37 protein-coding genes are annotated in these 24,744 nt (G+C 53.0%); 32 read left to right on the top strand and 5 right to left on the bottom strand.

Annotated features, from left to right (window positions below):
- Positions 1-82 precede the first annotated feature (82 nt).
- Complete coding sequence (locus tag CYQ09_RS13785; protein WP_106745985.1) at positions 83-634, top strand: peptidoglycan-binding domain-containing protein; 552 nt, start codon at positions 83-85, stop codon at positions 632-634.
- A 53-nt stretch (positions 635-687) separates the two neighbouring features.
- Here the strand turns inward: CYQ09_RS13785 and CYQ09_RS13780 are convergent, their stop codons facing one another.
- Complete coding sequence (locus CYQ09_RS13780; RefSeq protein WP_106746177.1) at positions 688-1,308, bottom strand: 2OG-Fe(II) oxygenase family protein; 621 nt, start codon at positions 1,306-1,308, stop codon at positions 688-690.
- Between the two features lie 220 nt (positions 1,309-1,528).
- Here CYQ09_RS13780 and rpmC point away from each other — a divergent pair, with 220 nt between their 5' ends.
- The 31 genes from rpmC (at position 1,529) to CYQ09_RS18665 (ending at position 22,152) form a co-directional block, all read left to right on the top strand.
- The gene (rpmC, locus tag CYQ09_RS13775) at positions 1,529-1,735 is read left to right on the top strand and encodes a 50S ribosomal protein L29 (protein ID WP_106746176.1); all 207 of its coding nucleotides are present in this window, start codon (positions 1,529-1,531) and stop codon (positions 1,733-1,735) included.
- 3 nt (positions 1,736-1,738) lie between these two features.
- Positions 1,739-1,969: a 30S ribosomal protein S17 gene (rpsQ, locus tag CYQ09_RS13770; RefSeq protein ID WP_106358390.1), complete on the top strand. Its 231-nt coding sequence runs from the start codon at positions 1,739-1,741 to the stop codon at positions 1,967-1,969.
- Between the two features lie 80 nt (positions 1,970-2,049).
- Entirely contained in the window at positions 2,050-2,418 is a 369-nt protein-coding gene (gene rplN, locus CYQ09_RS13765; RefSeq protein WP_106358391.1) for a 50S ribosomal protein L14, read from the top strand.
- A gap of 2 nt (positions 2,419-2,420) precedes the next feature.
- Entirely contained in the window at positions 2,421-2,726 is a 306-nt protein-coding gene (rplX, locus tag CYQ09_RS13760; RefSeq protein WP_090194839.1) for a 50S ribosomal protein L24, read from the top strand.
- On the top strand, positions 2,726-3,289 hold the full coding sequence (gene rplE / locus CYQ09_RS13755; RefSeq protein ID WP_106745984.1) for a 50S ribosomal protein L5: 564 nt from the start codon (positions 2,726-2,728) through the stop codon (positions 3,287-3,289). The genes rplX and rplE overlap by 1 nt, the downstream gene beginning before the upstream one ends.
- A 20-nt stretch (positions 3,290-3,309) precedes the next feature.
- A complete protein-coding gene (rpsN, locus tag CYQ09_RS13750) occupies positions 3,310-3,615 on the top strand; it encodes a 30S ribosomal protein S14 (protein WP_045997898.1) in 306 nt (101 codons plus the stop codon).
- 12 nt (positions 3,616-3,627) lie between these two features.
- On the top strand, positions 3,628-4,020 hold the full coding sequence (gene rpsH, locus CYQ09_RS13745) for a 30S ribosomal protein S8 (RefSeq protein ID WP_106358393.1): 393 nt from the start codon (positions 3,628-3,630) through the stop codon (positions 4,018-4,020).
- A 9-nt stretch (positions 4,021-4,029) separates the two neighbouring features.
- Positions 4,030-4,563, top strand: a complete 534-nt coding sequence (gene rplF / locus CYQ09_RS13740; protein ID WP_106745983.1) for a 50S ribosomal protein L6 — start codon at positions 4,030-4,032, stop codon at positions 4,561-4,563.
- Positions 4,564-4,574: 11 nt separating this feature from the next.
- On the top strand, positions 4,575-4,940 hold the full coding sequence (gene rplR, locus CYQ09_RS13735; protein ID WP_106745982.1) for a 50S ribosomal protein L18: 366 nt from the start codon (positions 4,575-4,577) through the stop codon (positions 4,938-4,940).
- Positions 4,941-5,053: 113 nt separating this feature from the next.
- Positions 5,054-5,632: a 30S ribosomal protein S5 gene (rpsE, locus tag CYQ09_RS13730; protein ID WP_106358396.1), complete on the top strand. Its 579-nt coding sequence runs from the start codon at positions 5,054-5,056 to the stop codon at positions 5,630-5,632.
- Between the two features lie 12 nt (positions 5,633-5,644).
- On the top strand, positions 5,645-5,833 hold the full coding sequence (gene rpmD, locus CYQ09_RS13725) for a 50S ribosomal protein L30 (protein WP_090194856.1): 189 nt from the start codon (positions 5,645-5,647) through the stop codon (positions 5,831-5,833).
- Positions 5,834-6,009: 176 nt separating this feature from the next.
- Positions 6,010-6,447, top strand: coding sequence for a GFA family protein (locus CYQ09_RS13720; RefSeq protein WP_106745981.1), 438 nt, complete (start codon positions 6,010-6,012; stop codon positions 6,445-6,447).
- 216 nt (positions 6,448-6,663) lie between these two features.
- Positions 6,664-6,888, top strand: coding sequence for a DUF1127 domain-containing protein (locus CYQ09_RS13715; RefSeq protein ID WP_106745980.1), 225 nt, complete (start codon positions 6,664-6,666; stop codon positions 6,886-6,888).
- A gap of 229 nt (positions 6,889-7,117) precedes the next feature.
- On the top strand, positions 7,118-7,591 hold the full coding sequence (gene rplO, locus CYQ09_RS13710) for a 50S ribosomal protein L15 (protein WP_106745979.1): 474 nt from the start codon (positions 7,118-7,120) through the stop codon (positions 7,589-7,591).
- Between the two features lie 124 nt (positions 7,592-7,715).
- A complete protein-coding gene (secY, locus tag CYQ09_RS13705) occupies positions 7,716-9,056 on the top strand; it encodes a preprotein translocase subunit SecY (RefSeq protein ID WP_106358486.1) in 1,341 nt (446 codons plus the stop codon).
- Entirely contained in the window at positions 9,053-9,697 is a 645-nt protein-coding gene (locus CYQ09_RS13700; RefSeq protein WP_106745978.1) for an adenylate kinase, read from the top strand. Before secY ends, CYQ09_RS13700 begins: the two co-directional genes overlap by 4 nt.
- 250 nt (positions 9,698-9,947) lie before the next feature.
- Positions 9,948-10,316, top strand: coding sequence for a 30S ribosomal protein S13 (gene rpsM / locus CYQ09_RS13695; RefSeq protein ID WP_106358487.1), 369 nt, complete (start codon positions 9,948-9,950; stop codon positions 10,314-10,316).
- 14 nt (positions 10,317-10,330) lie between these two features.
- A complete protein-coding gene (rpsK, locus tag CYQ09_RS13690; RefSeq protein WP_090194871.1) occupies positions 10,331-10,720 on the top strand; it encodes a 30S ribosomal protein S11 in 390 nt (129 codons plus the stop codon).
- A 112-nt stretch (positions 10,721-10,832) separates the two neighbouring features.
- Positions 10,833-11,849, top strand: coding sequence for a DNA-directed RNA polymerase subunit alpha (locus CYQ09_RS13685; protein WP_162617680.1), 1,017 nt, complete (start codon positions 10,833-10,835; stop codon positions 11,847-11,849).
- A 135-nt stretch (positions 11,850-11,984) separates the two neighbouring features.
- Complete coding sequence (gene rplQ / locus CYQ09_RS13680; RefSeq protein WP_106745977.1) at positions 11,985-12,404, top strand: 50S ribosomal protein L17; 420 nt, start codon at positions 11,985-11,987, stop codon at positions 12,402-12,404.
- A gap of 84 nt (positions 12,405-12,488) precedes the next feature.
- Entirely contained in the window at positions 12,489-13,799 is a 1,311-nt protein-coding gene (locus CYQ09_RS13675; RefSeq protein WP_106745976.1) for a replication-associated recombination protein A, read from the top strand.
- Between the two features lie 31 nt (positions 13,800-13,830).
- Positions 13,831-14,208 carry a fluoride efflux transporter CrcB gene (crcB, locus tag CYQ09_RS13670; protein ID WP_106745975.1) on the top strand — a complete coding sequence of 126 codons (378 nt, stop codon included), beginning with the start codon at positions 13,831-13,833 and terminating at the stop codon, positions 14,206-14,208.
- The gene (locus CYQ09_RS13665) at positions 14,205-15,260 is read left to right on the top strand and encodes an RluA family pseudouridine synthase (RefSeq protein ID WP_106745974.1); all 1,056 of its coding nucleotides are present in this window, start codon (positions 14,205-14,207) and stop codon (positions 15,258-15,260) included. Before crcB ends, CYQ09_RS13665 begins: the two co-directional genes overlap by 4 nt.
- Positions 15,253-15,918, top strand: a complete 666-nt coding sequence (locus CYQ09_RS13660) for an HAD-IA family hydrolase (RefSeq protein ID WP_106745973.1) — start codon at positions 15,253-15,255, stop codon at positions 15,916-15,918. Before CYQ09_RS13665 ends, CYQ09_RS13660 begins: the two co-directional genes overlap by 8 nt.
- Before the next feature lies 1 nt (position 15,919).
- Entirely contained in the window at positions 15,920-16,630 is a 711-nt protein-coding gene (locus CYQ09_RS13655; protein WP_106745972.1) for an ATP12 family chaperone protein, read from the top strand.
- A 219-nt stretch (positions 16,631-16,849) separates the two neighbouring features.
- A complete protein-coding gene (locus CYQ09_RS13650; RefSeq protein ID WP_106358408.1) occupies positions 16,850-17,869 on the top strand; it encodes an amino acid ABC transporter substrate-binding protein in 1,020 nt (339 codons plus the stop codon).
- 153 nt (positions 17,870-18,022) lie between these two features.
- Complete coding sequence (locus CYQ09_RS13645; RefSeq protein WP_106745971.1) at positions 18,023-19,300, top strand: amino acid ABC transporter permease; 1,278 nt, start codon at positions 18,023-18,025, stop codon at positions 19,298-19,300.
- Between the two features lies 1 nt (position 19,301).
- Positions 19,302-20,609 carry an amino acid ABC transporter permease gene (locus CYQ09_RS13640; RefSeq protein ID WP_106745970.1) on the top strand — a complete coding sequence of 436 codons (1,308 nt, stop codon included), beginning with the start codon at positions 19,302-19,304 and terminating at the stop codon, positions 20,607-20,609.
- Positions 20,610-20,621: 12 nt separating this feature from the next.
- On the top strand, positions 20,622-21,413 hold the full coding sequence (locus CYQ09_RS13635) for an amino acid ABC transporter ATP-binding protein (RefSeq protein ID WP_106358411.1): 792 nt from the start codon (positions 20,622-20,624) through the stop codon (positions 21,411-21,413).
- Positions 21,414-21,503: 90 nt separating this feature from the next.
- Positions 21,504-21,902, top strand: coding sequence for a DUF3885 domain-containing protein (locus CYQ09_RS13630; protein WP_106745969.1), 399 nt, complete (start codon positions 21,504-21,506; stop codon positions 21,900-21,902).
- Entirely contained in the window at positions 21,892-22,152 is a 261-nt protein-coding gene (locus CYQ09_RS18665; protein WP_430383351.1) for a DUF3885 domain-containing protein, read from the top strand. The genes CYQ09_RS13630 and CYQ09_RS18665 overlap by 11 nt, the downstream gene beginning before the upstream one ends.
- Here CYQ09_RS18665 and CYQ09_RS13620 read toward each other — a convergent pair.
- From CYQ09_RS13620 to argB, 4 genes are all read right to left on the bottom strand, one after another.
- Entirely contained in the window at positions 22,149-22,676 is a 528-nt protein-coding gene (locus CYQ09_RS13620) for a SixA phosphatase family protein (protein ID WP_106745967.1), read from the bottom strand. The two genes, CYQ09_RS18665 and CYQ09_RS13620, sit on opposite strands and share 4 nt — an antisense overlap.
- The gene (locus CYQ09_RS13615; protein WP_106746175.1) at positions 22,673-23,317 is read right to left on the bottom strand and encodes a ferredoxin; all 645 of its coding nucleotides are present in this window, start codon (positions 23,315-23,317) and stop codon (positions 22,673-22,675) included. Before CYQ09_RS13615 ends, CYQ09_RS13620 begins: the two co-directional genes overlap by 4 nt.
- Positions 23,313-23,813, bottom strand: coding sequence for a hypothetical protein (locus CYQ09_RS13610; RefSeq protein WP_106745966.1), 501 nt, complete (start codon positions 23,811-23,813; stop codon positions 23,313-23,315). Before CYQ09_RS13610 ends, CYQ09_RS13615 begins: the two co-directional genes overlap by 5 nt.
- A gap of 67 nt (positions 23,814-23,880) precedes the next feature.
- Positions 23,881-24,735 (bottom strand): acetylglutamate kinase, encoded by an 855-nt coding sequence (gene argB, locus CYQ09_RS13605; protein ID WP_204353961.1) that lies wholly within the window; start codon positions 24,733-24,735, stop codon positions 23,881-23,883.
- Positions 24,736-24,744 lie beyond the last annotated feature (9 nt).

The following is a 24,744-nucleotide window of genomic DNA, read 5'->3' as shown; positions in this document are numbered from 1 at the left end:
CCTCACTGGTGTTACATCTTCGGTGTAGCGTTACTGTTGCAGGCCCGGCCTGCATCGAATTTACAGACACAGGGAAAACAATATGTCTATTTTGAAACGCGGCCTCAAAGGCGCTCCTGTTAAACGCCTTCAGGCGAAACTTGGCGTTACTGCCGACGGCGACTTTGGTCCCGGTACTGAAAAAGCACTGAAAGAATGGCAGGCCGCTAACGGCTTGGCGGCTGACGGCATTGCTGGTCCTGATACTTTTGCGGCGATTGGTTTGCCTGAATTGATCCTGCTGCGCAAAGGTTCACGCGGTGCGCAGGTTAAGAAACTACAAGAAGGCCTTGGCATTGATGCTGACGGTATCTTTGGCGCGGGTACGGCGAAATCTGTCGCTGAATTCCAAGCCAAGAATGGCCTAGCAGCTGACGGTATGGCGGGGCCAGCAACACTGACTAAGCTGACAACCTTTGCTGACGTCGTGACCGAAAAGGTTGTGGAAATGGCTTCCGTTCAGCCCGACGAAGAGCATTTCGAAGCAGAGCCACTGCCAGAGCTTGACGGTGTTGAGGTGGTTGCGTCAGCCGAAGCTGAAAGGGCTGAACCGCCTAAATCCGCTTGGGGCAAGGTTAAAGGCTGGTTCTCTTAACCGATCAATACATCCCCGCTGGTACGACAGTGGGGATGTTATCTCGTGGGGGCTCAGCCCCAGCTATAGTTGAAACTAACAGAGATGCGTTCGTCTTCTTCGGCCATGTTCATTGGCACTTCGTGACGTAACCAGCTTTCCCATAGCAAGACATCACCGACCGCTGGCTTTACATATATAAACGACCGCAATTCCTCGCGGGCGTCTTTGACGCGGGTGGGTGCGGCCATCATCATGGGCAGGCGCGGGTCTTCGAGTTTGAGCGCGCTCGCGCCCTCGGGCATAGCGACATAGGTTGTGCCGCTGATCACCGAATGCGGGTGGATGTGGCCGGTGTGAATGCCGCCGGGCGGAAGGATGTTGATCCAGATATCCTCGAGCTTGAGCTCTTTATCACCCAGATCAAATTCAAGATCCTTAGCAAAGGCGGCGACATGCGCGTCGAGGTTTTTGACCAGATCAGCAAAGATCGGAAAACGCCACGGTAGATCGCTAAGCGATGCATAGGACGTATAGCCTGGAAACCCATGTTCCTCGCACCATTCTTGGCCGGCCTCATCGTCATCGGCGATGACAAGGCAAGAGTTCTCCAGCTCGGCTGGGTCGATGGCGCCATGTTCGGACAGGGCGGCTTGGTAAAGGCGGGTCGCGAAAAGCGATTTGATATTAGACATGGCGTGATCATACCGCATGGTTTTGCCGGGAGCGAGAGCAACGTGCGGGCGTCAAGGCTGCTGGCCTACGGCGGGACACGAAACCAAGAGGTTCAATGGTCAAACAGGGGTTGCTTTATTGGGGGATGAGGTCTAAACGGCGCACTTCTACACCCACTCCACCGGGAATCGGGTCACGCCTATGTGCGGCCTACCGGTGATGTTGACAAAGGAAAATGGCATGAACGCCAATGAACTGCGGGATAAAACGCCCGATCAGCTCCGTGAAGAGCTGGTAAACCTGAAAAAAGAATCCTTTAACCTGCGCTTTCAGCAGGCCACAGGCCAACTTGAAAACACTTCTGGTATCCGCGCTGCACGCCGCAACGCTGCCAAAGTAAAAACAATTCTGAACGAAAAAGCAGCGTCCGCTGCTTCGGAGGCTTAATCTATGCCTAAGCGTATCCTAGCTGGGGTTGTTACAAGCAACCAAAACGAACAGACGGTCACAGTATCTGTAGAGCGTCGTTATAAGCACCCGCTGCTTCAGAAAACTATTCGTAAGTCCAAGAAATACCGGGCGCACGATGAGAAGAACGCATTCAACGTCGGTGACCAAGTACGCATTCAAGAATGTGCACCGAAGTCGAAAACGAAACGCTGGGAAGTGATCGCGTCTTAAGGCGTCCACCAACAGTTTAATCGAAACCCTGGGGCCCCGGACGGAAATCGGGAATACCTCATAGGTCGGAAGGAAACCAAATGATCCAGATGCAGACCAATCTGGATGTTGCTGACAACAGCGGCGCTCGCCGTGTTCAGTGCATCAAGGTTCTGGGTGGCTCACATCGTCGTTACGCGAGTGTCGGTGACATTATCGTAGTATCGGTGAAAGAAGCCATTCCACGTGGCCGCGTAAAGAAAGGTGACGTCCGTAAGGCCGTCGTCGTGCGCACCGCAAAAGAAGTTCGCCGTGAAGACGGCACAGCGATTCGTTTTGACAGCAACGCTGCCGTCATCCTGAATAACGCTGGTGAGCCAATGGGTACGCGTATCTTTGGCCCAGTTGTTCGCGAACTGCGTGCGAAAAACTTCATGAAAATCATCTCGCTTGCTCCGGAGGTGCTGTAACTATGGCTGCTAAACTCCGTAAAGGTGACGACGTGATCGTTCTTGCCGGTAAAGACAAAGGTCAAAAGGGCACTATCTCGTCCATCGACCCGAAATCAGGCAAAGCAATCGTAGACGGCGTAAACATGGCCGTTCGTCACGTAAAGCAATCTCAGGCGACACAAGGTGGCCGCACGCCAAAGGCGATGCCGATCCAACTGTCAAACCTGGCAATCGTTGACAAAAATGGCAAAGCAACACGCGTTGGCTTCCGTATGGATGGCGACAACAAAGTGCGCTTCGCTAAGACAACAGGGGATGCGATCTAATGCTTGATACCGCAAACTATACCCCACGTTTGAAGGCTGAATACGCTTCTAAGATTCGCGCAGCGATGAAAGAAGAGTTCAGTTATAAGAACGACATGCAGATCCCACGTTTGGACAAAATTGTTCTGAACATCGGCTGCGGTGCAGAAGCTGTCCGTGACAGCAAGAAAGCAAAATCCGCTCAGGAAGATCTGACAACAATCGCCGGTCAAAAGGCCATGACAACACGCGCTAAGAAGTCAATCGCTGGTTTCCGCGTTCGTGAAGACATGCCGCTTGGTGCAAAGGTAACTTTGCGTGGCGATAAAATGTACGAATTCCTGGATCGTCTGATCACAGTTGCTATGCCTCGTATCCGCGATTTCCGCGGCGTATCTGGCAAATCCTTTGACGGTCGCGGCAACTATGCCACTGGCCTAAAAGAGCACCTGGTGTTCCCCGAGATCAACTTCGATAAAATCGATGAGAACTGGGGCATGGACATCGTCATCTGCACCACAGCGAACACTGACGCTGAAGCAAAAGCATTGTTGAAAGCTTTCAACATGCCTTTCAACAGCTAAGCGTTAGGGAGAGATTAGAAATGGCTAAGAAATCCATGATCGCACGCGAAGTTAAGCGTGAAAAGCTGGTGGCCCAGTACGCTGAAAAGCGCGCGGCGCTGAAGGCGATCATCAACGACAAAGAAAAGCCCGTAGAAGAGCGTTTCAAGGCAACCCTTGAACTGGCAAAACTGCCACGCAACTCTTCTGCAACGCGTCTTCACAACCGTTGTCAGCTCACCGGGCGTCCACACGCCTACTACCGTAAACTCAAGATCAGCCGGATCGCGCTGCGGGACCTTGGTTCCAATGGCGAAATTCCTGGTATGGTCAAGTCGAGCTGGTAAGGAGAGCATAAGATGAACGATCCTATCGGTGATATGCTAACACGCATCCGTAACGGCCAAATGCGCGGCAAAGCGGCGGTGGAAACACCTGCTTCTAAACTGCGTGGTTGGGTTCTGGACGTGCTTTCTGACGAAGGTTACATCCGGGGTTACGCTAAAAAAGATGGCAAAGACGGTCACCCCGCTTTTGCAATCGAACTGAAGTACTACGAGGGTACTCCTGTTATTCGTGAAGTGAAGCGGGTTTCTAAGCCTGGCCGTCGCGTTTACATGGGTCCAAATGACCTCCCGTCTGTCCGTCAGGGCTTGGGTGTGTCGATTGTCTCCACCTCTAAGGGTGTGATGTCGGATGCAAACGCACGTGCGGCCAATGTTGGCGGCGAAGTGCTCTGCACTGTATTCTAAGGGGATAACATGTCTCGTATTGGTAAAAAACCGGTTGAGCTGCCCGCAGGCGTTACTGCCTCGGTTTCAGGTCAAACCGTAGAAGTTAAGGGCCCTAAAGGGACCCAGACTTTTAAGGCCACTGACGACGTCACCATCTCTATTGATGGTAACGTTGTTACTGTAGAACCACGCGGCAAATCCAAGCGCGCGCGCCAGCAGTGGGGCATGAGCCGCACAATGGTTGCGAACCTTGCGACTGGCGTTTCCGAAGGCTTCAAGAAAGAGCTTGAGCTGTCGGGTGTTGGTTACCGTGCACAGATGCAGGGCAATGTCCTGAAACTGTCATTGGGCTACAGCCATGATGTGAATTTCGAAGTGCCAGAGGGTGTCACAGTGACATCTGCAAAGCCAACCGAAATCACAGTGGAAGGTATCGACGCACAACTTGTTGGTCAGGTCGCGGCAAATATCCGCGCTTGGCGTAAGCCAGAGCCTTATAAAGGCAAAGGTATCAAGTACAAAGGCGAATACATCTTCCGCAAAGAAGGCAAGAAGAAGTAAGGAACGCACAGATGGCAAACAGCAAAAGAACTCTGTTTCTGAAGCGCCGCATGCGCGTTCGGAACAAAATCAAGGGCGTTACAGCGAACCAAGGGCGTGCGCGCCTGTCTGTTCACCGCTCGAACAAAAACATCAGCGTCCAGCTGATCGACGACGTCAAAGGCGTGACTATCGCGTCTGCTTCGTCTCTCGAAAAAACACTGGGCGTGGTTGGCAAGAACAACATCGAAGCCGCGACCAAGGTGGGTGCTGCAATCGCAGAACGCGCCAAGAAAGCCGGCATCGAAGTTGCTTACTTCGACCGTGGTGGTTTCCTCTTTCACGGCAAAGTTAAGGCTCTGGCCGAGGCTGCACGTGAAGGCGGTTTGAAAGTCTAAGACAGCGTAGAGGGTCCCGGACATGTTCGGGACCCTCTCGATGATCCAGGCCTGCAAGGGCACTGCGATCGTACAAAACGGTGCAATGCACCATTCATAAAAGGACGCCACATATGGCAGAACGTGAAAACCGCGGCCGCGGCCGCAACCGTGAAGAACAAGCTCCTGAGTTTGCTGACCGCTTGGTCGCAATCAACCGGGTATCTAAAACCGTAAAAGGTGGTAAGCGCTTTGGTTTCGCAGCACTTGTTGTTGTTGGCGACCAAAAAGGCCGCGTTGGTTTCGGTAAGGGTAAAGCGAAAGAAGTACCTGAAGCGATCCGCAAAGCGACTGAGCAAGCTAAGCGTCAGATGATCCGTGTTGCCCTGCGCGACGGCCGGACACTGCACCACGATATCGAAGGCCGTCACGGCGCCGGTAAAGTTGTTATGCGTACAGCCCCAGTTGGTACCGGTATCATCGCCGGTGGTCCAATGCGTGCTGTTTTCGAAATGCTCGGCGTTCAGGACGTTGTTTCTAAGTCGATTGGTTCGCAGAACCCATACAACATGATCCGCGCCACTATGAATGGCCTTTCTAAAGAGCAATCCCCACGCAACGTCGCTCAGCGCCGTGGCAAAAAGGTTGCTGACATCCTGCCGAAGCGTGACGAAGCACCTGCTGCCGCCACTGCTGAAGCAGCAGACGCGTAAGGAACCTGAACAATGGCAAAAACGATTGTTGTTAAGCAGGTGGGTTCGCCCATCCGCCGCCCCGCCAAACAGCGCGCTACGCTGATCGGTCTGGGCCTGAACAAAATGAACCGTACTAAAGAACTGGAAGATACTCCTTCAGTTCGTGGCATGGTTAACTCGATCAGCCACATGGTCGAAATCATCGAAGAAAAAGGCTAACGCCTTACCCAGCCCGTCTGGGTTTCGTTGACATGATTTAGAAACGCCCTCGGGAAACCGGGGGCGTTTCTACGTTTGGCCTAATCCTAAAGTCCGTATCGCTCGAATCGTATGGGTGTGATCCGATCTCGTCGTGCGCGCTGTTTGCGCGCTTAGCGTATTTGGAGGAGGAAACCATGTCTCATAAACTTTCTGGGGGCTGCGATCATATTAAGACTTATTCTGACGCCGACCCCATCGACAATCACACCTGCCATTGCTCTGTCTGCAAAAGCGTGACGGGACAGCCGACGACTCATGTTGCGTTTTTTAAACACAACGATCTTGTGGCTGATGGATCCGCAAGGCTGAACCGTCAGCCGTTCAACGCAGCTAACCCTGATGGACCGCTTGAATTATGTACCTGCGCGGATTGCGGTACGCCGATCATGCTCGACGATAAAGAAAAAAGGATTCGCGCAATTGTGCCAAATCTAATGGGCTATGATGCGTCTTTTCCGGCGGCAACGTATCACGCGTTCTATGATCCTAAGACTGGCGAAACACGCCCAACGGATGGGCGCCCAGTGAGCGACGCTTTGCGGGCAGATTTTGTTTGGCCAACACCTAACTGAACAAAGGTTGTCGCCCGATCTTTCTAAGGGAGAAAGGTTGGGGCGACGCGCATCTTGGTCTGTATACTGCACTTGCGGCATTCCAATGCTGCATAGCAGCAATTCCGAACCAGCGTTTGTTGCATGGCTCTGAAACGCCTATCTTGAGGTCAAGGAATTCAACGCCCCCGCGCTGACCGCAGCGTTAAATGGGCATCGCTCGAGAAGGAAAATACAATGGCTTACGCAAACGCATACCTCCAGACCGCGACCAACAATCAGTTTGGTCGCATGGTTAACGACACTATTGCAGGTTTCAAAGCTGCAAGCGCACGTCGCGCGGTTTATCGCGAAGTATTCGGTCAATTGAACAGCATGTCTGACCGTGACCTAGACGATATTGGTGTGGCACGTATTGCGATCCGCGATGTGGCTAAGCAGGCCGCATACGGCGACGCATAGCTTTTTAGTAACAAGTGACGAGTATATACGCCGGATGAGAAATCATCCGGCGTTTTTTATTTGCGCGTCAAATGCGCGCGCCCATGGGTTGTGTGTGCTGTGCCTACTTGATCCAGCGTCGCCATCCGTCTATACGCCGCGGGTCGGATCACGTTGACCCGATTCATTTTAACGCCGTGTTTGACCGCTCCCGTCGCTGGGGGTCAGTTCCGGCAAAAGGAGAAGCGACATGAAACTGAATGAACTTCACGATAACGAAGGCGCAACACAACGCAAGAAACGCATTGGCCGTGGTCCAGGTTCTGGCATGGGTAAAACCGGTGGTCGTGGTATCAAAGGTCAAAAGTCACGTTCTGGTGTTGCGATCAAAGGCTTCGAAGGCGGCCAAATGCCAATTTACCAACGTCTGCCTAAGCGTGGCTTTAACAAGCCGAACCGCAAGGCATTTGCTGTTGTAAACCTTGGCCTGATCCAGAAATTCATCGACGAAGGCAAGATCGACATCAAAGCAGACATCACCGAAGATGCGCTGATTGCGTCAGGTCTGGTTCGTCGCAAAAAAGACGGTATCCGCGTTCTTGCTAAGGGCGATTTCAACGCTAAAGCAACAATCGTTGTTACTGGTGCGTCTGCGGGCGCTGTAGAAGCTGTCGCTAAAGCAGGCGGTTCACTGACTGTCGCAACTGTCGCAGCGGCTGAGTAAGGCTTGTGAGCGGCGGTAACGTCGCTTACATATTCTTTCAAGTTTTCCCAAACGCCGCCAACGGGAAACCGTCTGGCGGCGTTTAGCATGAAAAGAGACCCAAATGGCTTCTGCAGCAGAGCAAATGGCTTCGAACATTAGTTGGAGCGCGTTCGGTAAGGCAACGGAACTGCGTCAGCGCATTCTATTTACCATCGGGATGCTGATGGTTTATCGCCTCGGTACTTATATCCCTGTTCCCGGTATTGATTCTATCGCATTGCGTGATTTCATGACGCAGGCCTCTAGTGGTATTGGCGGCATCCTGTCTATGTTCACCGGTGGTGCGCTATCACGTATGGCGATATTTACCCTTGGTATTATGCCTTACATTTCTGCATCCATCGTGATGCAGTTGCTTGGCTCAATGTGGGAGCCGCTAAAAAACCTTAAGAAAGAAGGCGAACAAGGTCGCCGTAAGCTGACGCAATACACGCGGTACGGCACTGTGTTCCTCGCGACCGTGCAGGCCTATGGTCTGTCTGTCGGCCTTGAGGCTGGTGGTTTCGCGACTGATCCGGGTCTCTTCTTTCGGGCTTCGTGTGTGATCACTATTGTCGGCGGCACAATGCTTTTGATGTGGATTGGTGAGCAGATCACGTCGCGCGGGATCGGTAACGGCATCTCTTTGATCATTTTCGTTGGTATTATCGCTGAAATTCCGGCGGCAATGGCGCAGTTCCTTGCCCAAGGTCGTTCTGGAACGATCAGCCCACTGACAATTATTGGCATTCTGCTGATGGTTGGTGTGGTTCTGTTGTTCGTGGTATTTATGGAGCGTTCGCTTCGGAAAATTCACATTCAGTATCCGCGTCAACAGCGCGGTATGAAAGTGTATGATGGATCGTCCAGCCACCTGCCGATCAAAGTAAACCCAGCCGGCGTTATTCCTGCGATCTTTGCCTCTGCGCTGCTGTTGCTTCCAACAACCATCAGCACGTTCAGTGGGGGTACATCTGGACCAGTCATGTCGACGATCTTAGCGTTGTTTGGTCCCGGTCAACCGCTTTATCTGATATTCTTCGGGGGCATGATCGTGTTCTTCACGTATTTCTACACGCGTGAAGTCGCCTTTAAGACCGATGAAGTTGCTGAAAACCTAAAAAGCCAAAACGGCTTCGTGCCGGGCATTCGTCCAGGTAAGAAGACGGCTGAATATCTGGATTATGTTGTTACCCGCATTCTTGTGCTTGGTTCGGGCTATCTGGCGCTCGTTGCGCTATTGCCTGAAATCATCCGGGCGCAACTGTCTGTGCCATTCTATTTTGGTGGTACGTCAGTGCTGATCATCGTGTCGGTCGGGATGGATACGATCCAACAAGTCCAGTCGCATCTCGTCGCCCATCAATACGAAGGTCTGATTGAGAAATCACAGCTGCGTGGTAAACGCAGTGCAAATAAACGTAAGGGGCCTTCGCGTCGATGAACATTATTCTGCTGGGACCGCCCGGAGCGGGCAAGGGAACACAAGCACGCAAGCTTGTTGAAGAACGAAACATGGTGCAACTAAGCACTGGGGACATGTTACGTGCCGCGCGGACCAGCGGGACTGAAATGGGCAAGAAAGTCGCAGCCGTTATGGATGCTGGCAATCTTGTGACCGACGACATCGTAATCGGCTTGATCCGCGAACAGCTCGAGGCTGACAACGGTGCAGACGGTTACATTTTTGATGGCTTCCCACGCACATTGGCGCAGGCTGATGCCTTGGGCCGTCTGTTGATGGACATGGGTGAAAACCTTGACAGCGTTATCGAAATGCAAGTGGATGATGAGGCCCTCGTTGACCGTATTACTGCCCGTTCTACATGCGGGAACTGTGGTGAGGTCTATAACGATAACACCAAGCCAATCCCAGCGGGCAACAAATGCACCAACTGCGGTGCATCTGATTTCCAACGTCGTGCCGATGATAACGAAGAAAGCCTGCGCACCCGCCTGATGGCGTATTACAAACAGACCAGCCCGCTGGTCGGTTATTACTATGCCAAAGGCGATCTGAAATCCGTGGATGGCTTGGCCAGCATGGATGATGTTGCGAAAAGCATTTCGGCGGCGCTGGCGTAAATTTCTAGAAATTTACGCGTCAGGTGGATTTTCTAGAAAATCCATCGCTCCACTTTAGGTGGGTTGACCCGATAGGAAATGCCCCCTAAACAACGCCATCCCGAAAGGGAATCAATAGATAGTTAGTGGGTCGCACCCGTGACGCTATCAACCACCTCGATATGACTTAAGCCCGGGCGCATCGCTTCGGGCTTGCGTTGTGAAAAAAGGGTCTGGAATGACGGACCCGCAACCAAAAGGAATTGCACACGTGGCACGTATCGCCGGCGTAAACATCCCGACTGCAAAGCGGGTTCCAATCGCCCTTACTTATATCACCGGAATTGGCCCTGCCAAATCTGAAGAAATCTGTGAAGCTGTCAAAATTGACCGCACACGTCGCGTCAACGAATTGTCAGACGCCGAAGTATTGGCGATTCGCGAATACATCGACGCGAACCTGACAGTTGAAGGTGACTTGCGTCGTGAAGTCACAATGAACGTCAAGCGTCTGATGGACCTTGGTTGCTACCGTGGCCTACGCCACCGTCGTAACCTGCCTGTTCGTGGGCAGCGTACATCAACAAACGCACGTACACGCAAGGGTCCTGCAAAGGCCATTGCTGGTAAGAAGAAATAAGGGAGATCTGACAGATGGCACGCGATACCAAACGCACCAAAAAGAAGGTCTCCAAGAACATCGCCGCTGGCGTTGCTCACGTGAACTCTTCTTTCAACAACACAAAAATCCTCATCTCCGATGTGCAGGGCAACGCGATCTCTTGGTCGTCTGCTGGCACAATGGGCTTTAAGGGGTCACGTAAGTCGACACCTTATGCTGCTCAGATGGCTGCTGAGGATGCAGGCAAGAAAGCTCAAGATCACGGCGTGAAAACGCTAGAGGTCGAAGTGCAGGGTCCTGGTTCTGGCCGTGAAAGCGCATTGCGCGCACTGGCTGCTGCTGGTTTTAACATCACATCTATCCGTGACGTGACACCAATGGCACACAACGGTTGCCGCCCACCAAAGCGCCGCCGCGTCTAATTTCACCCAAACGCTTTGGGGTCGTGCATTTATTGCGCGGCCCCAATACGTCATTTTGAAACCTCGGGCGTTTGCCTTTTGGACATGAAGGCAGACAGGAATGGAGGGACACATGATCCACAAGAACTGGGCTGAGTTGATTAAACCAACTCAATTGGAAGTTAAGCCGGGTAACGACCCGATGCGTCAGGCGACAGTGATTGCCGAGCCGCTCGAGCGTGGCTTTGGTCTGACATTGGGCAACGCGCTGCGTCGCGTACTGATGTCTTCGTTGCAAGGTGCTGCGATTACTGCTGTACAGATCGACAACGTCCTGCACGAATTCTCTTCCGTGTCCGGTGTACGTGAAGACGTCACTGACATCGTTCTGAACCTCAAAGGCGTCGCTATCCGCATGGAAGTCGAAGGCCCAAAGCGTTTGTCCGTTCAGGCCAAAGGCCCTGGCGTTGTGACAGCTGCTGACATTTCAGAAACTGCTGGAATCGAAGTTCTGAACAAAGACCACGTTATTTGTCACCTTGATGATGGCGCTGATCTGTACATGGAACTGACCGTGAATACCGGTAAGGGCTATGTTGCTGCAGACAAGAACAAGCCAGAAGACGCACCGATCGGCATGATTGCCATCGACGCGATCTATTCGCCTGTGAAAAAAGTGAGCTATGACGTTCAGCCGACTCGTGAAGGTCAGGTTTTGGACTATGATAAGCTGACGATGAAAGTCGAAACGGACGGTTCGATTACACCTGACGATGCGGTTGCTTACGCAGCACGTATTCTGCAGGATCAACTTTCTATCTTCGTCAACTTCGACGAGCCTGAATCTGCTTCTACTGGTGCAGACGATGACGGTCTTGAGTTCAACCCGCTTCTGCTGAAGAAAGTGGACGAGCTTGAACTATCTGTCCGTTCGGCAAACTGCCTGAAGAACGACAACATCGTTTACATCGGTGATCTGATCCAGAAAACCGAAGCAGAAATGCTGCGCACACCTAACTTTGGCCGTAAGTCTTTGAATGAAATCAAAGAAGTACTGTCAGGCATGGGTCTGCACCTTGGCATGGATGTTGAGGATTGGCCGCCGGACAACATCGAAGATCTGGCGAAAAAGTTCGAAGATCAGTTCTAAGAATTTGGGTGGGCCTTCGGGCCCATCCGCACAAATGCCAGCACGGGCTGGGAATACTCGGACAATTCTGTCCCACTAACGGAGCAGGCGTCATCGCAGCGCAGGCCCATCATAAAACAAAATGGAGACTATCAAATGCGTCACGCACGAGGTTACCGCCGCCTGAACCGTACACACGAACACCGCAAAGCGCTGTTCGCGAACATGGCTGGCTCGCTCATTGAACATGAGCAAATCAAAACAACATTGCCAAAAGCGAAAGAACTTCGCCGCATTGTTGAAAAGCTTGTTACACTTGCAAAACGTGGTGATCTGCACGCACGTCGTCAGGCAAACGCACGCCTGAAGCAAGAAATGCACACAGCGAAACTGTTCGAAATCTTGGGGCCACGCTACCAAGACCGTCAGGGTGGTTACATCCGCATCATGAAAGCTGGTTTCCGTTACGGTGACATGGCGCCAATGGCGATCATCGAATTCGTAGACCGCGATGTTGATGCTAAAGGTTCTGCTGACAAAGCACGTCTGGCTGAGTTCGAAGCTCTCGAGGATTAATTTCCCGACATTTCGTTGAGATTTTGCAAAGCCTCGCGGTATCGCGGGGCTTTCGCTTTTTGAGATAAGGCATATGTTTCCCCTATGGCTGACTTATTCGCATCCGCCCCTACTGATACACCCGCTGGCCCCCGCCCGCTGGCCGATCGTTTGCGTCCACAGCGGTTGGGTGATGTCATTGGGCAGGAACAGGTTCTTGGCCCAGATGCCCCGTTGGGCACGATGTTGGCATCTGGATCGCTGTCGTCATTGATTTTTTGGGGCCCGCCGGGCGTCGGTAAGACGACAATTGCACGTTTGCTGGCGGATGAAACGGATCTCCATTTCGTCCAGATTAGCGCGATCTTTACGGGCGTGCCGGACCTACGCAAAGTTTTTGAGGCCGCCAAGCTGCGCCGCCAAAACGGTAAGGGTACGTTGTTGTTCGTGGACGAGATTCACCGCTTCAACAAAGCGCAGCAAGATGGATTTCTGCCCTACATGGAAGACGGGACCATTCTTCTGGTTGGTGCCACGACCGAAAATCCGTCGTTTGAACTGAACGCTGCGGTGCTAAGCCGTTCGCAGGTGTTGATCCTGACCCGGCTGGACCTTGCTGATCTTGAACGCCTTGCGCAACGTGCCGAGAAGGACTTGGACCGCGGGTTGCCGCTCGATGGTCACGCCCGCGAAGCGCTGCTTGAGATGGCCGATGGTGATGGCCGTGCGCTGTTGAACTTGATTGAACAAGTCGCGGCGTGGAAGGTCGAGGGTAAGCTTTCTACAGACGACTTGACCAAACGTTTGATGAAGCGTGCTGCGAAATACGACAAGTCAGGTGAAGAACATTACAATCTAATCAGTGCGTTACATAAATCTGTGCGGGGATCTGACCCTGATGCCGCGCTTTATTGGTTTGCGCGTATGCTGGCCGGGGGTGAAGACCCGCGTTATTTGGCGCGCCGCATTACCCGTATGGCTGTCGAAGAGGTTGGGCTTGCTGATCCGCAGGCGCAGGCGGTTTGTCTGCAATCGTGGGATACCTACGAACGCATCGGCAGCCCAGAGGGTGAGCTGGCCCTTGCGCAGGCGCTGGTCTATGTCGCCTTGGCGCCGAAATCGAACGCCGCCTATGTCGGGTATAAAGCCGCGGTGGTCGCCGCGAAAAGCACAGGTTCCACCCCGCCACCGAGCCATATCATCAATGCGCCGACCAAGATGATGAAGGAGCAGGGATTTGGCGCAGGCTATGCCTACGATCATGACGCCGAAGACGCGTTTTCGGGGCAGAACTATTTCCCAGATGGTATGAAGCGCGGTGTTTACTACATGCCCGTTGATCGTGGGTTTGAACGAGAGTTGAAAAAACGTGTTGATTACTTTGCTGGCCTACGGGCAAAGCGAGCCAAGAATTGACATCCGCAGGCGAACAGGCCAAGGCACACACATGATGACACCAGTAATTTCAGTGGCTCTGGGCGGCGCGATTGGCGCTGTTGGCCGGTACGGCGTAAACATCGCGGCAACTCGGTTGGCTGGGATCGGTTTTCCATGGGGGACCGTTACTGTGAACGTGCTTGGGTCGTTTTTTATGGGCGTCATGGTTGTCGTTTTGGCGCATAAGGGCGGCATGCGTTTTGCACCACTTCTTATGACGGGGATGTTGGGCGGCTTTACAACGTTTTCGGCGTTTTCTTTGGACGCAGTGACGTTGGTTGAACGAGGACAAGTCGTTCACGCAGCAGCCTATGTGATCGGCACGGTGCTGGTCGGACTAATTGCAATCATGGCCGGTATGGCCCTAACACGGTGGGCCATAGCATGAGCGGCGTACAGACAAAAATTATCGGCCCTGACGACGGGGATCAACGGTTAGACCGCTATCTGCGGCGCCTATTCCCCCATGTCACGCAAGGGCGCATCGAAAAGATGTGTCGCAAGGGGGAATTGCGCGTGGATGGTGGGCGCGTAAAATCAAATACCCGGCTTGAAGTTGGTCAAAAGGTCCGCATTCCGCCATTGCCAACAGAGGAAGAAGCAGAAGCGCTTCGGTCGTTGGCTAAGCAAGGCGTGACCAAGGCCGACGCCAAGCTGATCCAATCATGCGTGATCTACAAAGATGACCACATCATTGCGATCAACAAACCACACGGTTTGGCAACGCAAGGCGGAACGAACACGAGCCGCCACGTTGACGGCATGGCCGAGGCGTTGACCTTTGGCTATGATGAAAAGCCGCGCCTTGTGCACCGTTTGGACAAGGACACGTCTGGTGTCTTGTTGCTGGCGCGTACACGCATGATGGCGAAAAAACTGACCGAGAACCTGAAGCATCGCGAAACCCGCAAAATTTACTGGGCCGCTGTTGCAGGTGTTCCGCATCCGCGTGCTGGCACGATCAAATACGGTTTGGTCAAATCTGGTGGTCACGGTCGTGGTGCTGAAAATGAAAAGATGCGTTGCGTGCACCCGCGTGAAGTGGACAGCACCGAAGGCGCGAAACGCGCGACATCGGATTACGCTGTGATGGATACGCTGGCGTCACGTGCATCGTGGTGTGCTTTGGTGCCAATCACAGGTCGTACTCACCAGCTTCGTGCGCATATGGCCGAGATCGGGCACCCGATCATTGGCGATGGGAAATACGGTGGCTCTGGTCAGGAAAACCTTGGTGATGGCTGGGGTGCTGGCATGGGCAGCGAAATTGGTCGCAAGATGCACTTGCACGCGCGTTCACTAACGATCGAACACCCTGAGACTGGTGCGACGCTGCATATCACAGCGCCACTGCCAGAGCATATGCAAAACACATGGGATTTCGTGGGTTGGGTCGTGGGGCACGCCCCCGTCGATCCGTTCAATATGCCGGATGAGTGATCTACGCCTTGTAATATTTGATGTCGACGGCACGCTTGTCGACAGTCAGGCCGAGATTTTGGCCGCGATGACACATGCATTTGGGGCTGAAGGTCGTGCGATGCCGGATCGGTCTGATGTGCTGTCTATTGTTGGGCTTTCACTCGAGGTGGCGTTTGCCCGATTATGCCCTAATGTCGATCAGGCGGGGCAAGCCCGGCTGGTAGAAGGCTACAAGGATGCGTTCAGTACGCAGCGGGCAAAGAACGCGGACCACGGGCCGTTGTATCCGGGGGCTCGCGCGGTGCTTGATACTTTCGCAGCGCAGGACAACACGCTGTTGGCTGTGGCGACTGGCAAGTCGCGGCGTGGCTTAGATAAGCTGCTAGAGCGGCATGCACTGGAAGGTTTCTTTCACAGCGAACAAGTTGCTGATCACCATCCGTCGAAGCCAAACCCTTCGATGATCTTAACGGCGATGAATGAATTAGGTGTTGCCCAGAGCCGTGCCGTAATGGTGGGCGACACCACGTATGACATGGATATGGCGCGCGCCGCTGGCGTGGCAAAAATTGGCGTTGGATGGGGCTATCACGCGGCTGATTTACTGATGCCTGATATCCTTATCCACGAATTTGGCGCGTTGCCCGGCGCCGTTGACGAACTAGCAGGACAGTAAAATGAGCGATTGGAAACCAAAACGTTTCTGGACCACAGCAACCGCGACTGAATGCGACGGGGGGTTCACGGTATTGTTGGACGACCGTGGCGTGAGGACTCCGGCAAAGTCATCACTGACGGTGCCGACCATCGCACTGGCCGAAGCTATTGCGGCCGAGTGGGATGCACAAATCGAAACCGTCGATCCCGTGACAATGCCGCTAACACGTGGTGCAAATGCTGCAATTGATAAGGTTCGCACGCAACATGCGGAAGTTGCGGCGCTATTGTCAGAATACGGTGATAGTGATTTGCTTTGCTACCGTGCCGCAGGGCCTGATGCATTGATTGCGCGGCAGGCAGCACACTGGGACCCGATCCTGGAGTGGGCAGCCGAATCGCTGGATGTGCGCCTTGCTGTTGGCGAAGGCGTTATGCACGTGGCGCAAAATCCCGATGCTTTGGCGCGATTACGGGCTGAGGTCGAGAGTTTCGACGAATTTTCATTAGCCGCAGCACATGACCTGATTAGCATATCAGGATCGTTGGTTTTGGCGTTGGCCGTCACCCGCAAAGCGATTACCGTCGATCACGCATGGATGGTTTCGCGCATCGACGAACATTGGCAAATTGAGCAATGGGGTGAAGATGATGAAGCATCTGCCCTAGAATTGACCAAGCGCGCCGCATTTATGGACGCCGCGCGGTTTTATGAGCTTTCCCGTCGCTAGGTAATTGTCCTGTTTCGGTCTAATTGGCAGGAAAAATGCCTGTTTTGGCAGCGTTTGCCTAGGGTTTTCTATTTGTGACCCTTGACCTCATTGTGTGATTCCGCACACTCTAGCGGCATTGAGAGGGGGGACTTCTTTTCTCATTCACCACACTGTCCAATAGGACGGGATAAAATACTGCCCCTCTTGTTAGGGGTGGAAACTCAGGAAGAGGTAAAAATGAAAAAAACCGTATTCTTCGGCGCGCTGACTGTTGCTGGCTTGACTGCCGGTATGGCTTCTGCGGCGACACTGGACGATGTCAAAGCACGTGGCTCGCTGAACTGCGGCGTTACAACTGGTCTTGTTGGTTTTGCTGCACCTGACGCCGAAGGCGTTTGGGAAGGTTTCGACGTTGGCGTATGCCGCGCAGTCGCTGCTGCAATCTTTGGTGATCCTACTGCAGTGGAATTCGTTCCAACAACTGGCCAGACACGTTTCACAGCGCTTGCTTCCGGCGAAATCGACCTTCTCGCACGTAACACAACATGGACAATGAGCCGTGACGTCGATCTGAAGTTCGAATTTGTTGGCGTGAACTACTATGATGGTCAAGGTTTCCTTGTACCAAAAGCGCTTGGCGTGACATCTGCTAAAGAACTGGACGGCGCAACTGTATGTATCCAAACTGGTACAACCACAGAGCTGAACCTTGCTGACTTCTTCCGCGTCAACGACATCAGCTACGAGCCGGTTCCAATCGAAACAAACGCTGAAGGTCAACAGCAGTACCTTGCTGGTGCTTGTGACGTGTACACAACAGACGCATCTGGTCTGGCTGCGACACGTGCGACTTTCGAAAACCCAGCTGATCACGTTTTGCTGCCTGAAATCATCTCTAAAGAGCCACTCGGCCCGCTTGTTCGCCACGGCGACAACGAATGGGGTGATATCGCACGTTGGACACTGAACGCACTGATCACAGCCGAAGAGCTGGGCGTGACCTCAGAAAACATCGAAGAGCTTGCTGCGACTCCGGGTAACAACCCTGAAGTTAACCGTCTGTTGGGCACCGAAGGTGAACTGGGCGCGCAACTGGGTCTGGATGCTGACTGGGCGAAGAACGCAATCGCTGCTGGTGGTAACTACGGCGAATTGTTCGACAACAACATCGGCGAAAACACTTCGATCGGTCTGGCCCGTGGCCTGAACGCACAATGGACAGATGGCGGCTTGATCTACTCTCCGCCTTTCCGTTAAGAACTGAAAACGGCGAAGGGCTCGGTTTTTAACCGGGCCCTTTACCCAATGGCGACCACGCTAAATAATAAAAATGCGTATCCTGCGCGTGATGACAGTCAGATTAACTGACGCGCACGCGGCCTATATCAGGACGCACCGGGAGATAAATATATGTCGACGTTGACCGACCCGCCTAAGCCGGGTTTTCGGCTAAGCCAACTTATTTACGATACACGCTATCGATCCATCACCATCCAGGTAATTGCATTGGCGCTGATCGTCGCTGCGTTCTGGTGGTTGGGAAACAACACAGTGAACAACCTCAATGCGTTGGGTAAGGACTTTAATTTTGGGTTCCTGAATAACGCTGCGGGCTATGACATTAACCAAAAGCTAATAGCGTATAATAACCAGATGTCGCACGGACGTGCCGCATTGGTTGGTATTCTGAATACGCTGTTGGTGGCATTTCTTGGCTGTATTGCAGCTTTGATCATCGGTGTGTTCGTGGGCGTCTTACGGTTGTCTAAAAACTGGGTCGTAAGTAAGCTGATGGCCGTTTACGTCGAAGGCTTTCGTAACGTACCGCTTTTGATTTGGATCCTGCTGATTGGCGCTGTGATGTCAGAAAGCATGCCGCAGCCGCGGGAATTCCGAGGTGAAAACGCAACGCAAAGCATGTATTTCAGCGATAACGTGGCGGTAACGAACCGCGGCATTTGGATTCCGCGTATTGGCTTTACGAATTCGGTAAGCGGCGAAGAAGCCGTTGCACCAGTGGAAGGTGCCGCTGCTGTGGCATCCGGTGGGCTGGATTGGTTGCTGGTTCTTGGAACACTGGGTCTTAGCCTTTTTGCGATGCGGCTGGTTCGTCAACGTGCAGACCGTATTCAACAAGCAACCGGCGAGCGCCCAACGACGTGGTATCAACGACTTGGACTGTTGGTTATTCCCGTGGGCATCGTTCTGTTTCTTTTGGGGGCGACGATCGTATCGCCTTACCTAAAAGGATTTAACTTTACTGAGGGCATCCACCTTCGGAACTCTTTGATCGCGCTTTGGTTTGCGCTGTCACTATACACAGGTGCATTTATCGCGGAAATCGTTCGCGCTGGTATCTTGGCGGTCTCTAAGGGGCAGTCGGAAGCCGCAGCCGCGCTGGGTATTCAACCAAGCCGCACGATGAACCTTGTGATTTTGCCGCAGGCGATGCGCGTCATCATCCCGCCGCTCATTTCGCAATTCTTGAACCTGACGAAAAACTCTTCTCTGGCAATTGCGGTTGGTTATATGGACGTTCGCGCTACGCTTGGCGGCATCACCATCAACCAAACCGGTCGCGAGCTAGAAGGCATGCTGTTGATGGGTGCGTTCTATCTTGCCCTGTCTTTGGTGATTTCTGGCGGTATGAACTACTACAACCGTTCAACTCAACTCGCGGAGCGCTAAGATGTCGGATACTCCTATTACTTACGTCCGTGACACGATGCTGCCGCAAAAGGCACCACCAACGTCCGAAATCGGTCCAGTTCGTTGGGTGCGCGAGAACCTGTTCTCGTCGCCTATGAATGCCATTTTGACCATCCTGTCGTTGTACATCGTCTATACGGTTATCAGCCATGTCGGGCCTTGGTTGATCAACGGCATTTGGGATGCGGATTCGCTTACCGAATGTCGTGAAATCATTGCGGCATCAGGAGATGGTCATCATTCTGCAGCTTGCTTTGGCGTTATCACAGCGCGTTGGCACCAGCTTGTGTTCGGGTACTACCCATCCGAGCTGTACTGGCGCCCGGTCTTGGCTTTGCTTGTGTTTTTCGTTGGCATCGCGCCAGTGTTGTTCCCTTCACTGCCACGCAAGCTTTTCATCGTTTCGATGATTGCGCCATTCCTTTGCTTTTGGTTGCTCTGGGGCGGTTCCATTTGGCTACCCATCAGCATCGCGCTTGGGTTCGGTGTAGGTGTCGTTGCATTTAAACTATTGAGCGCGTCTGCGAGCTCACTTGTGGCGATCATTGGCGCGATTGTGCTGCCGTTGATCTACTGGCTGTATCTCTCGGGACCTCTTGCCTCTGGATTGGCAAGCATCGTTCCGCTGGGTATCGAGTTTGTCCCGTCTCGGTCATTTGGGGGCTTTATGCTTTCAATCGTGATCGGGCTATCTGCGATTGTAATATCACTGCCGCTGGGCATCTTGTTGGCTTTGGGCCGTCAGTCAGATCTGTTCATCATCAAGACATGTGCCGTCGTGTTTATCGAAGTGATCCGCGGCGTGCCGTTGATTGTGTGGCTGTTCACAGCGCAATTGCTACTGAACTACTTCCTACCGCCCGGCAGCAACTTTGATCTGACACTGCGCGTGATCATCATGGTGACCTTGTTTGCATCTGCGTACATTGCAGAGGTCGTTCGTGGTGGTCTTGCCGCCCTGCCAAAGGGACAATACGAAGGCGGTGATAGCCTTGGTTTGAACTATTGGCAGTCAATGCAGCTGATTATCTTGCCGCAGGCCCTTAAAATCTCAATCCCGGGTATTGTGAACACCTTTATCGGTCTGTTCAAAGACACCACGCTGGTTGTTTTCATTGGCTTGTTCGACCCGCTTGGCATTGCCAGCGCGATCCGTGCGACGACTGAATGGAACGGCATCTACTGGGAACTCTTCCTCTTTATCGGCATCATGTTCTTCATCTCTTGCTTCAGCATGGGCCGTTACTCACTTTACCTGGAGAAAAAACTCCAGCGTGAACACCGCTAAGGAGACCTGACAATGGTTGAACTCACACAAGAACGCGCAGTCGATCGTAGCCAGATGCAGGTCTCTGACGAGGTCGCGATTGAAATCCGCAACATGAACAAGTGGTACGGTACGTTCCACGTTCTGCGCGACATTAACCTGACCGTGCAACGCGGTGAGCGTATCGTTATCTGTGGCCCGTCGGGTTCTGGTAAATCGACCCTAATCCGCTGCATTAACCGGCTTGAAGAACACCAAGCTGGTGACATCATCGTTGACGGGACAGAGCTGTCTTCGGATTTGAAAAACATCGATAAGATCCGGTCAGAGGTTGGCATGTGCTTTCAGCACTTTAACCTGTTCCCGCACCTGACGATCCTTGAGAACTGCACTTTGGCGCCAATCTGGGTCCGTAACACGCCCAAGAAAGAAGCCGAAGAAATCGCGATGCATTTCCTTGAAAAGGTGAAGATCCCTGATCAGGCGCACAAGTACCCCGGCATGTTGTCCGGTGGTCAGCAGCAGCGTGTGGCGATTGCCCGTTCGCTTTGCATGAAGCCACGTATCATGCTGTTCGACGAACCGACCTCTGCACTTGACCCTGAGATGATCAAAGAGGTGTTGGATACAATGATCGAACTGGCCGAAGAAGGCATGACGATGCTTTGCGTGACCCACGAAATGGGCTTTGCACAAGCGGTTGCCAACCGGGTCATCTTTATGGACCAAGGTCAGATCGTGGAACAGAACGAACCGACCGAGTTCTTCAACAACCCGCAGTCTGAACGGACCCAGTTGTTCCTAAGCCAGATCATCGGCCACTAAAAAACAAAGCCCCGGGGATAACCCGGGGCTTTTTACTTTGTGGGAATACCGCAGATTTTTTTACTTCTCTAGATTCCACGTGCACATTTCATGAAGACAGTATTAGCGGACATTCAAGATCAGTTCGGAGTTCAGGAACTGCCTCATGGCTTATTCCACGCGTTCGACAATGCGCTGCGTTTCGATTTGGGAGGCAAAGAGAGTAACATCCGCCGTCCGATGCGCCGGTTCTGTCAAGCATATGAGCGTGCATGTACGATTGCACATACGCATTTTGAACACTCATCAGAGATTTATCTTCTGCTTGCTAGCTATGGCTTAGAGCAGCCTAGTAAGAAACGTCTAAACCATATCGAACTCTGTGGAGTTGAGCGTTCCGAAGTGCAGTACGTAAGTAAGACTGCGCAGCAAGATGAAGAGCATATGGCTGAGTTTGGATGTGATAAGTTTCGTCATTGGGATATTGTTAATGTAAACGATAAACGATAAACGATCTATTTCCGATATCATGTGGTTATGCATCGCTTCCGAAATGATGATCGAGCCCGCTTTTCATTCGACCAAGGCGTATCTTGTAGATGCGAGAAATGGTCTAATCTTGCATGCATATGATGATCGCGGGCTGGATGTCGTTTCTCTTAACAAATCGCAGTTATCTGAGCTTTTCATAAAATTTAACAAATGGTTGCTAGAGTATGACCTTGCTCGCATGAATGCTATGTTTGCATCTGATGACTAGCGGTCTACGCCACCCGTCGTTCCAATCAAATCACGTGGCACGATGAAATCTATGTATTCCCCCGTATGCCTTTGCACCGCTGACCAGCTATTGGCGTCAAAATCGATCACTGTTGTGGCGCAAGTGGGGTAGCCGCTGAAACGTGCGTGATCGGGTGCGTTGGCGACCATCCCGTTGGCAAACATTCCGATCCCGGGGTTATGCCCGATAAGAGCGACTGTTTTGGCGCTTTCGCGGTGGATCGTATCCATCAGCGTGTCGGGGGCAGCGTGGTATAGCGACTTCATCAATCGTAGCTTTGGCGTGGTTGATAGCTCTGCCATGATCAGGTCGGCTGTTTCATGGGTGCGGGTCGCGTCTGAACAGAGGATATCTTGGGGTTCATAGCCGTTATCGCGCATCCAGCCGCCAATTGCCTTGGCCGATGCGATGCCACGTGCGTTCAGCACCCTTGCGTGGTCATCAGAAAACGGGTCGTCCCAGCTGGATTTGGCATGGCGGATCAAAATTAAACGAAGTGTCATAAAAAAGCGTCCATGTGAAATGCGGATTGGTCGGCTATGCGGCGATTTTGGCCAATGGGGCAGGCGCGACGTGCGGCGCAGCCTTGTGTCATGCATGATGCTTGACCAGCGGGCGTGGTCAAAAAATTCTTACAACTTGGAACATCATAGCCAGAGGTTGTGAGCGCGCCAACAGGGCAAGCTGTTGAACAGGGTTTTTCCGCGCAGGCCTTGCAGGGCGACTGCGTTTCTGGGGTGGGGTTTTCCCAAGGCACGACCAGCGCGCCGCGATACGACACGAACAACCCAACCTGATCATGTACTAAGAAACCAATAGGTGATGCCCATGCCTGACCTGATCGTATCGCCCACGTATAGAAGGGATGATATGGTGGACCGCCAAACGGATATAGGGCGTGGCCCTCAACCATGGTGGCAAGCGGATCAAGAACCCGTTTCGACCAGCGATCCATCGGATCAGGCCGGCCATCCAAGTATTCCACGGACGCTGTGAAATGTGCCCAGAAGGATGGCTCGTCGGGTCCAATCAGTAGAACGGTTCCGCGTGATAGCGGGAGCGCGTCTTTGGTGGAAATAGCGAATCTGCCCATCAACTGTAGATGCTGTTGGGCTAAGCTTTCGATCAGGCGAGCGCGTTTAATCAACACGGGTCCAACTGCGTGGTATGCGTGGCGTGTCACCTGTGGATTCAAACGCGACACTGTCTGCGCGGCAGCCATAGATGCCTAAACCACCACCGAATAGTCCAGTTTCAGAACTAAATGGGATGTCCATGCGTTGTCCCATGACATCCGCTGATCCAACAAGGTCGTATTCGGGCACGGTAACGACCCACGCCCCATCATCTGTCGTCATGACACCGCTGTTGTAGCCGACGACTGACACATCCATTGGCGGAATGCCTGCGGCTTCGACACGGATGATGAGGTTATCAATCAGGGTTGTGAATGTACCGTCAGCTGCGATTTGCATGGTAACTTCGCCACCGACCGGTTGCCCGGTTGCATTCATTTGGACTGCCATGATGTGGGCAAGATCATCTAGGTCAGCGACCCATGTTCCGACAAGGCAGTCATCAATTGCGAACGCCGTTGATGCCGGAAAGGCAAGGGCGAGCGAGAGTGCTAAAATGCGCATTATTAATTCCTTTATGAGAATTACATGCAAAGATTAGCACGGGACGCTTGCCCGCTAAAAGTAAGGTTTACCGGGGTTCCCTGATAATTGAACCGGCACCATGTTCGGTGAACAGTTCCAGTAGGCTGGCGTTTGGTAAGCGCCCGTCAAGGATCACCACGGCGCGCACGCCTTTGTTGAGCGCATCAAGCGCAGTTTCTGTTTTCGGGATCATGCCGCCAGCGATAGTGCCGTCAGCGACCATTTCGCGGACCTGCGCAGGAGAGAGCTGTGTAACGACTTCTCCTGAGCTGTCTTTTACGCCGGGCACATCCGTTAGCAACAGCAGGCGGTCAGCCTTCAGCGCGCCTGCAATGGCCCCTGCAGCGGTGTCACCGTTGACGTTAAAGGTTTCATTCGCGCTCATCCCGGTGGCGACAGGTGCGACGACAGGGATGATACCCGCGTTGAACAGGTCACGTAGGACTTGGACGTTCATTTCGACAGGGCGGCCAACAAAGCCCAATTCTGGATCGTCTGCTTCTGCAACCAGCAGGTCGTCATCCTTGCCAGACAGGCCGACAGCCCGGCCGCCTTCGTCCATGATGGCCTGCACGATGCGTTTGTTCACAAGACCCGTTAGGACCATTTCAACGACTTCGACAGTTGCTTGATCGGTTACGCGTTTGCCGCGGACAAATTTAGATTCAATACCCAGTTTACCCAGCATTTCGTTGATCATCGGCCCGCCACCGTGAACGACAACTGGGTTCATCCCGACTTGCTTCATCAGGACGATATCACGTGCAAATTGCGCCATCGCATCTGCGTCACCCATTGCGTTGCCGCCAAACTTAACGACCACAATTGCACCGGAATAGCGCTGTAGGTATGGCAGGGCCTCGGACAATGTACGGGCGGTTGCGATCCAATCACGGTTCATGTCTTCGGT

Origin of the sequence: Yoonia maritima, assembly GCF_002933395.1 — a bacterium.
Lineage (GTDB): Bacteria > Pseudomonadota > Alphaproteobacteria > Rhodobacterales > Rhodobacteraceae > Yoonia > Yoonia maritima_A.
Note: the sequence above shows the minus strand (reverse complement) of the source record. Positions and strands in the feature narration are given on the sequence as shown.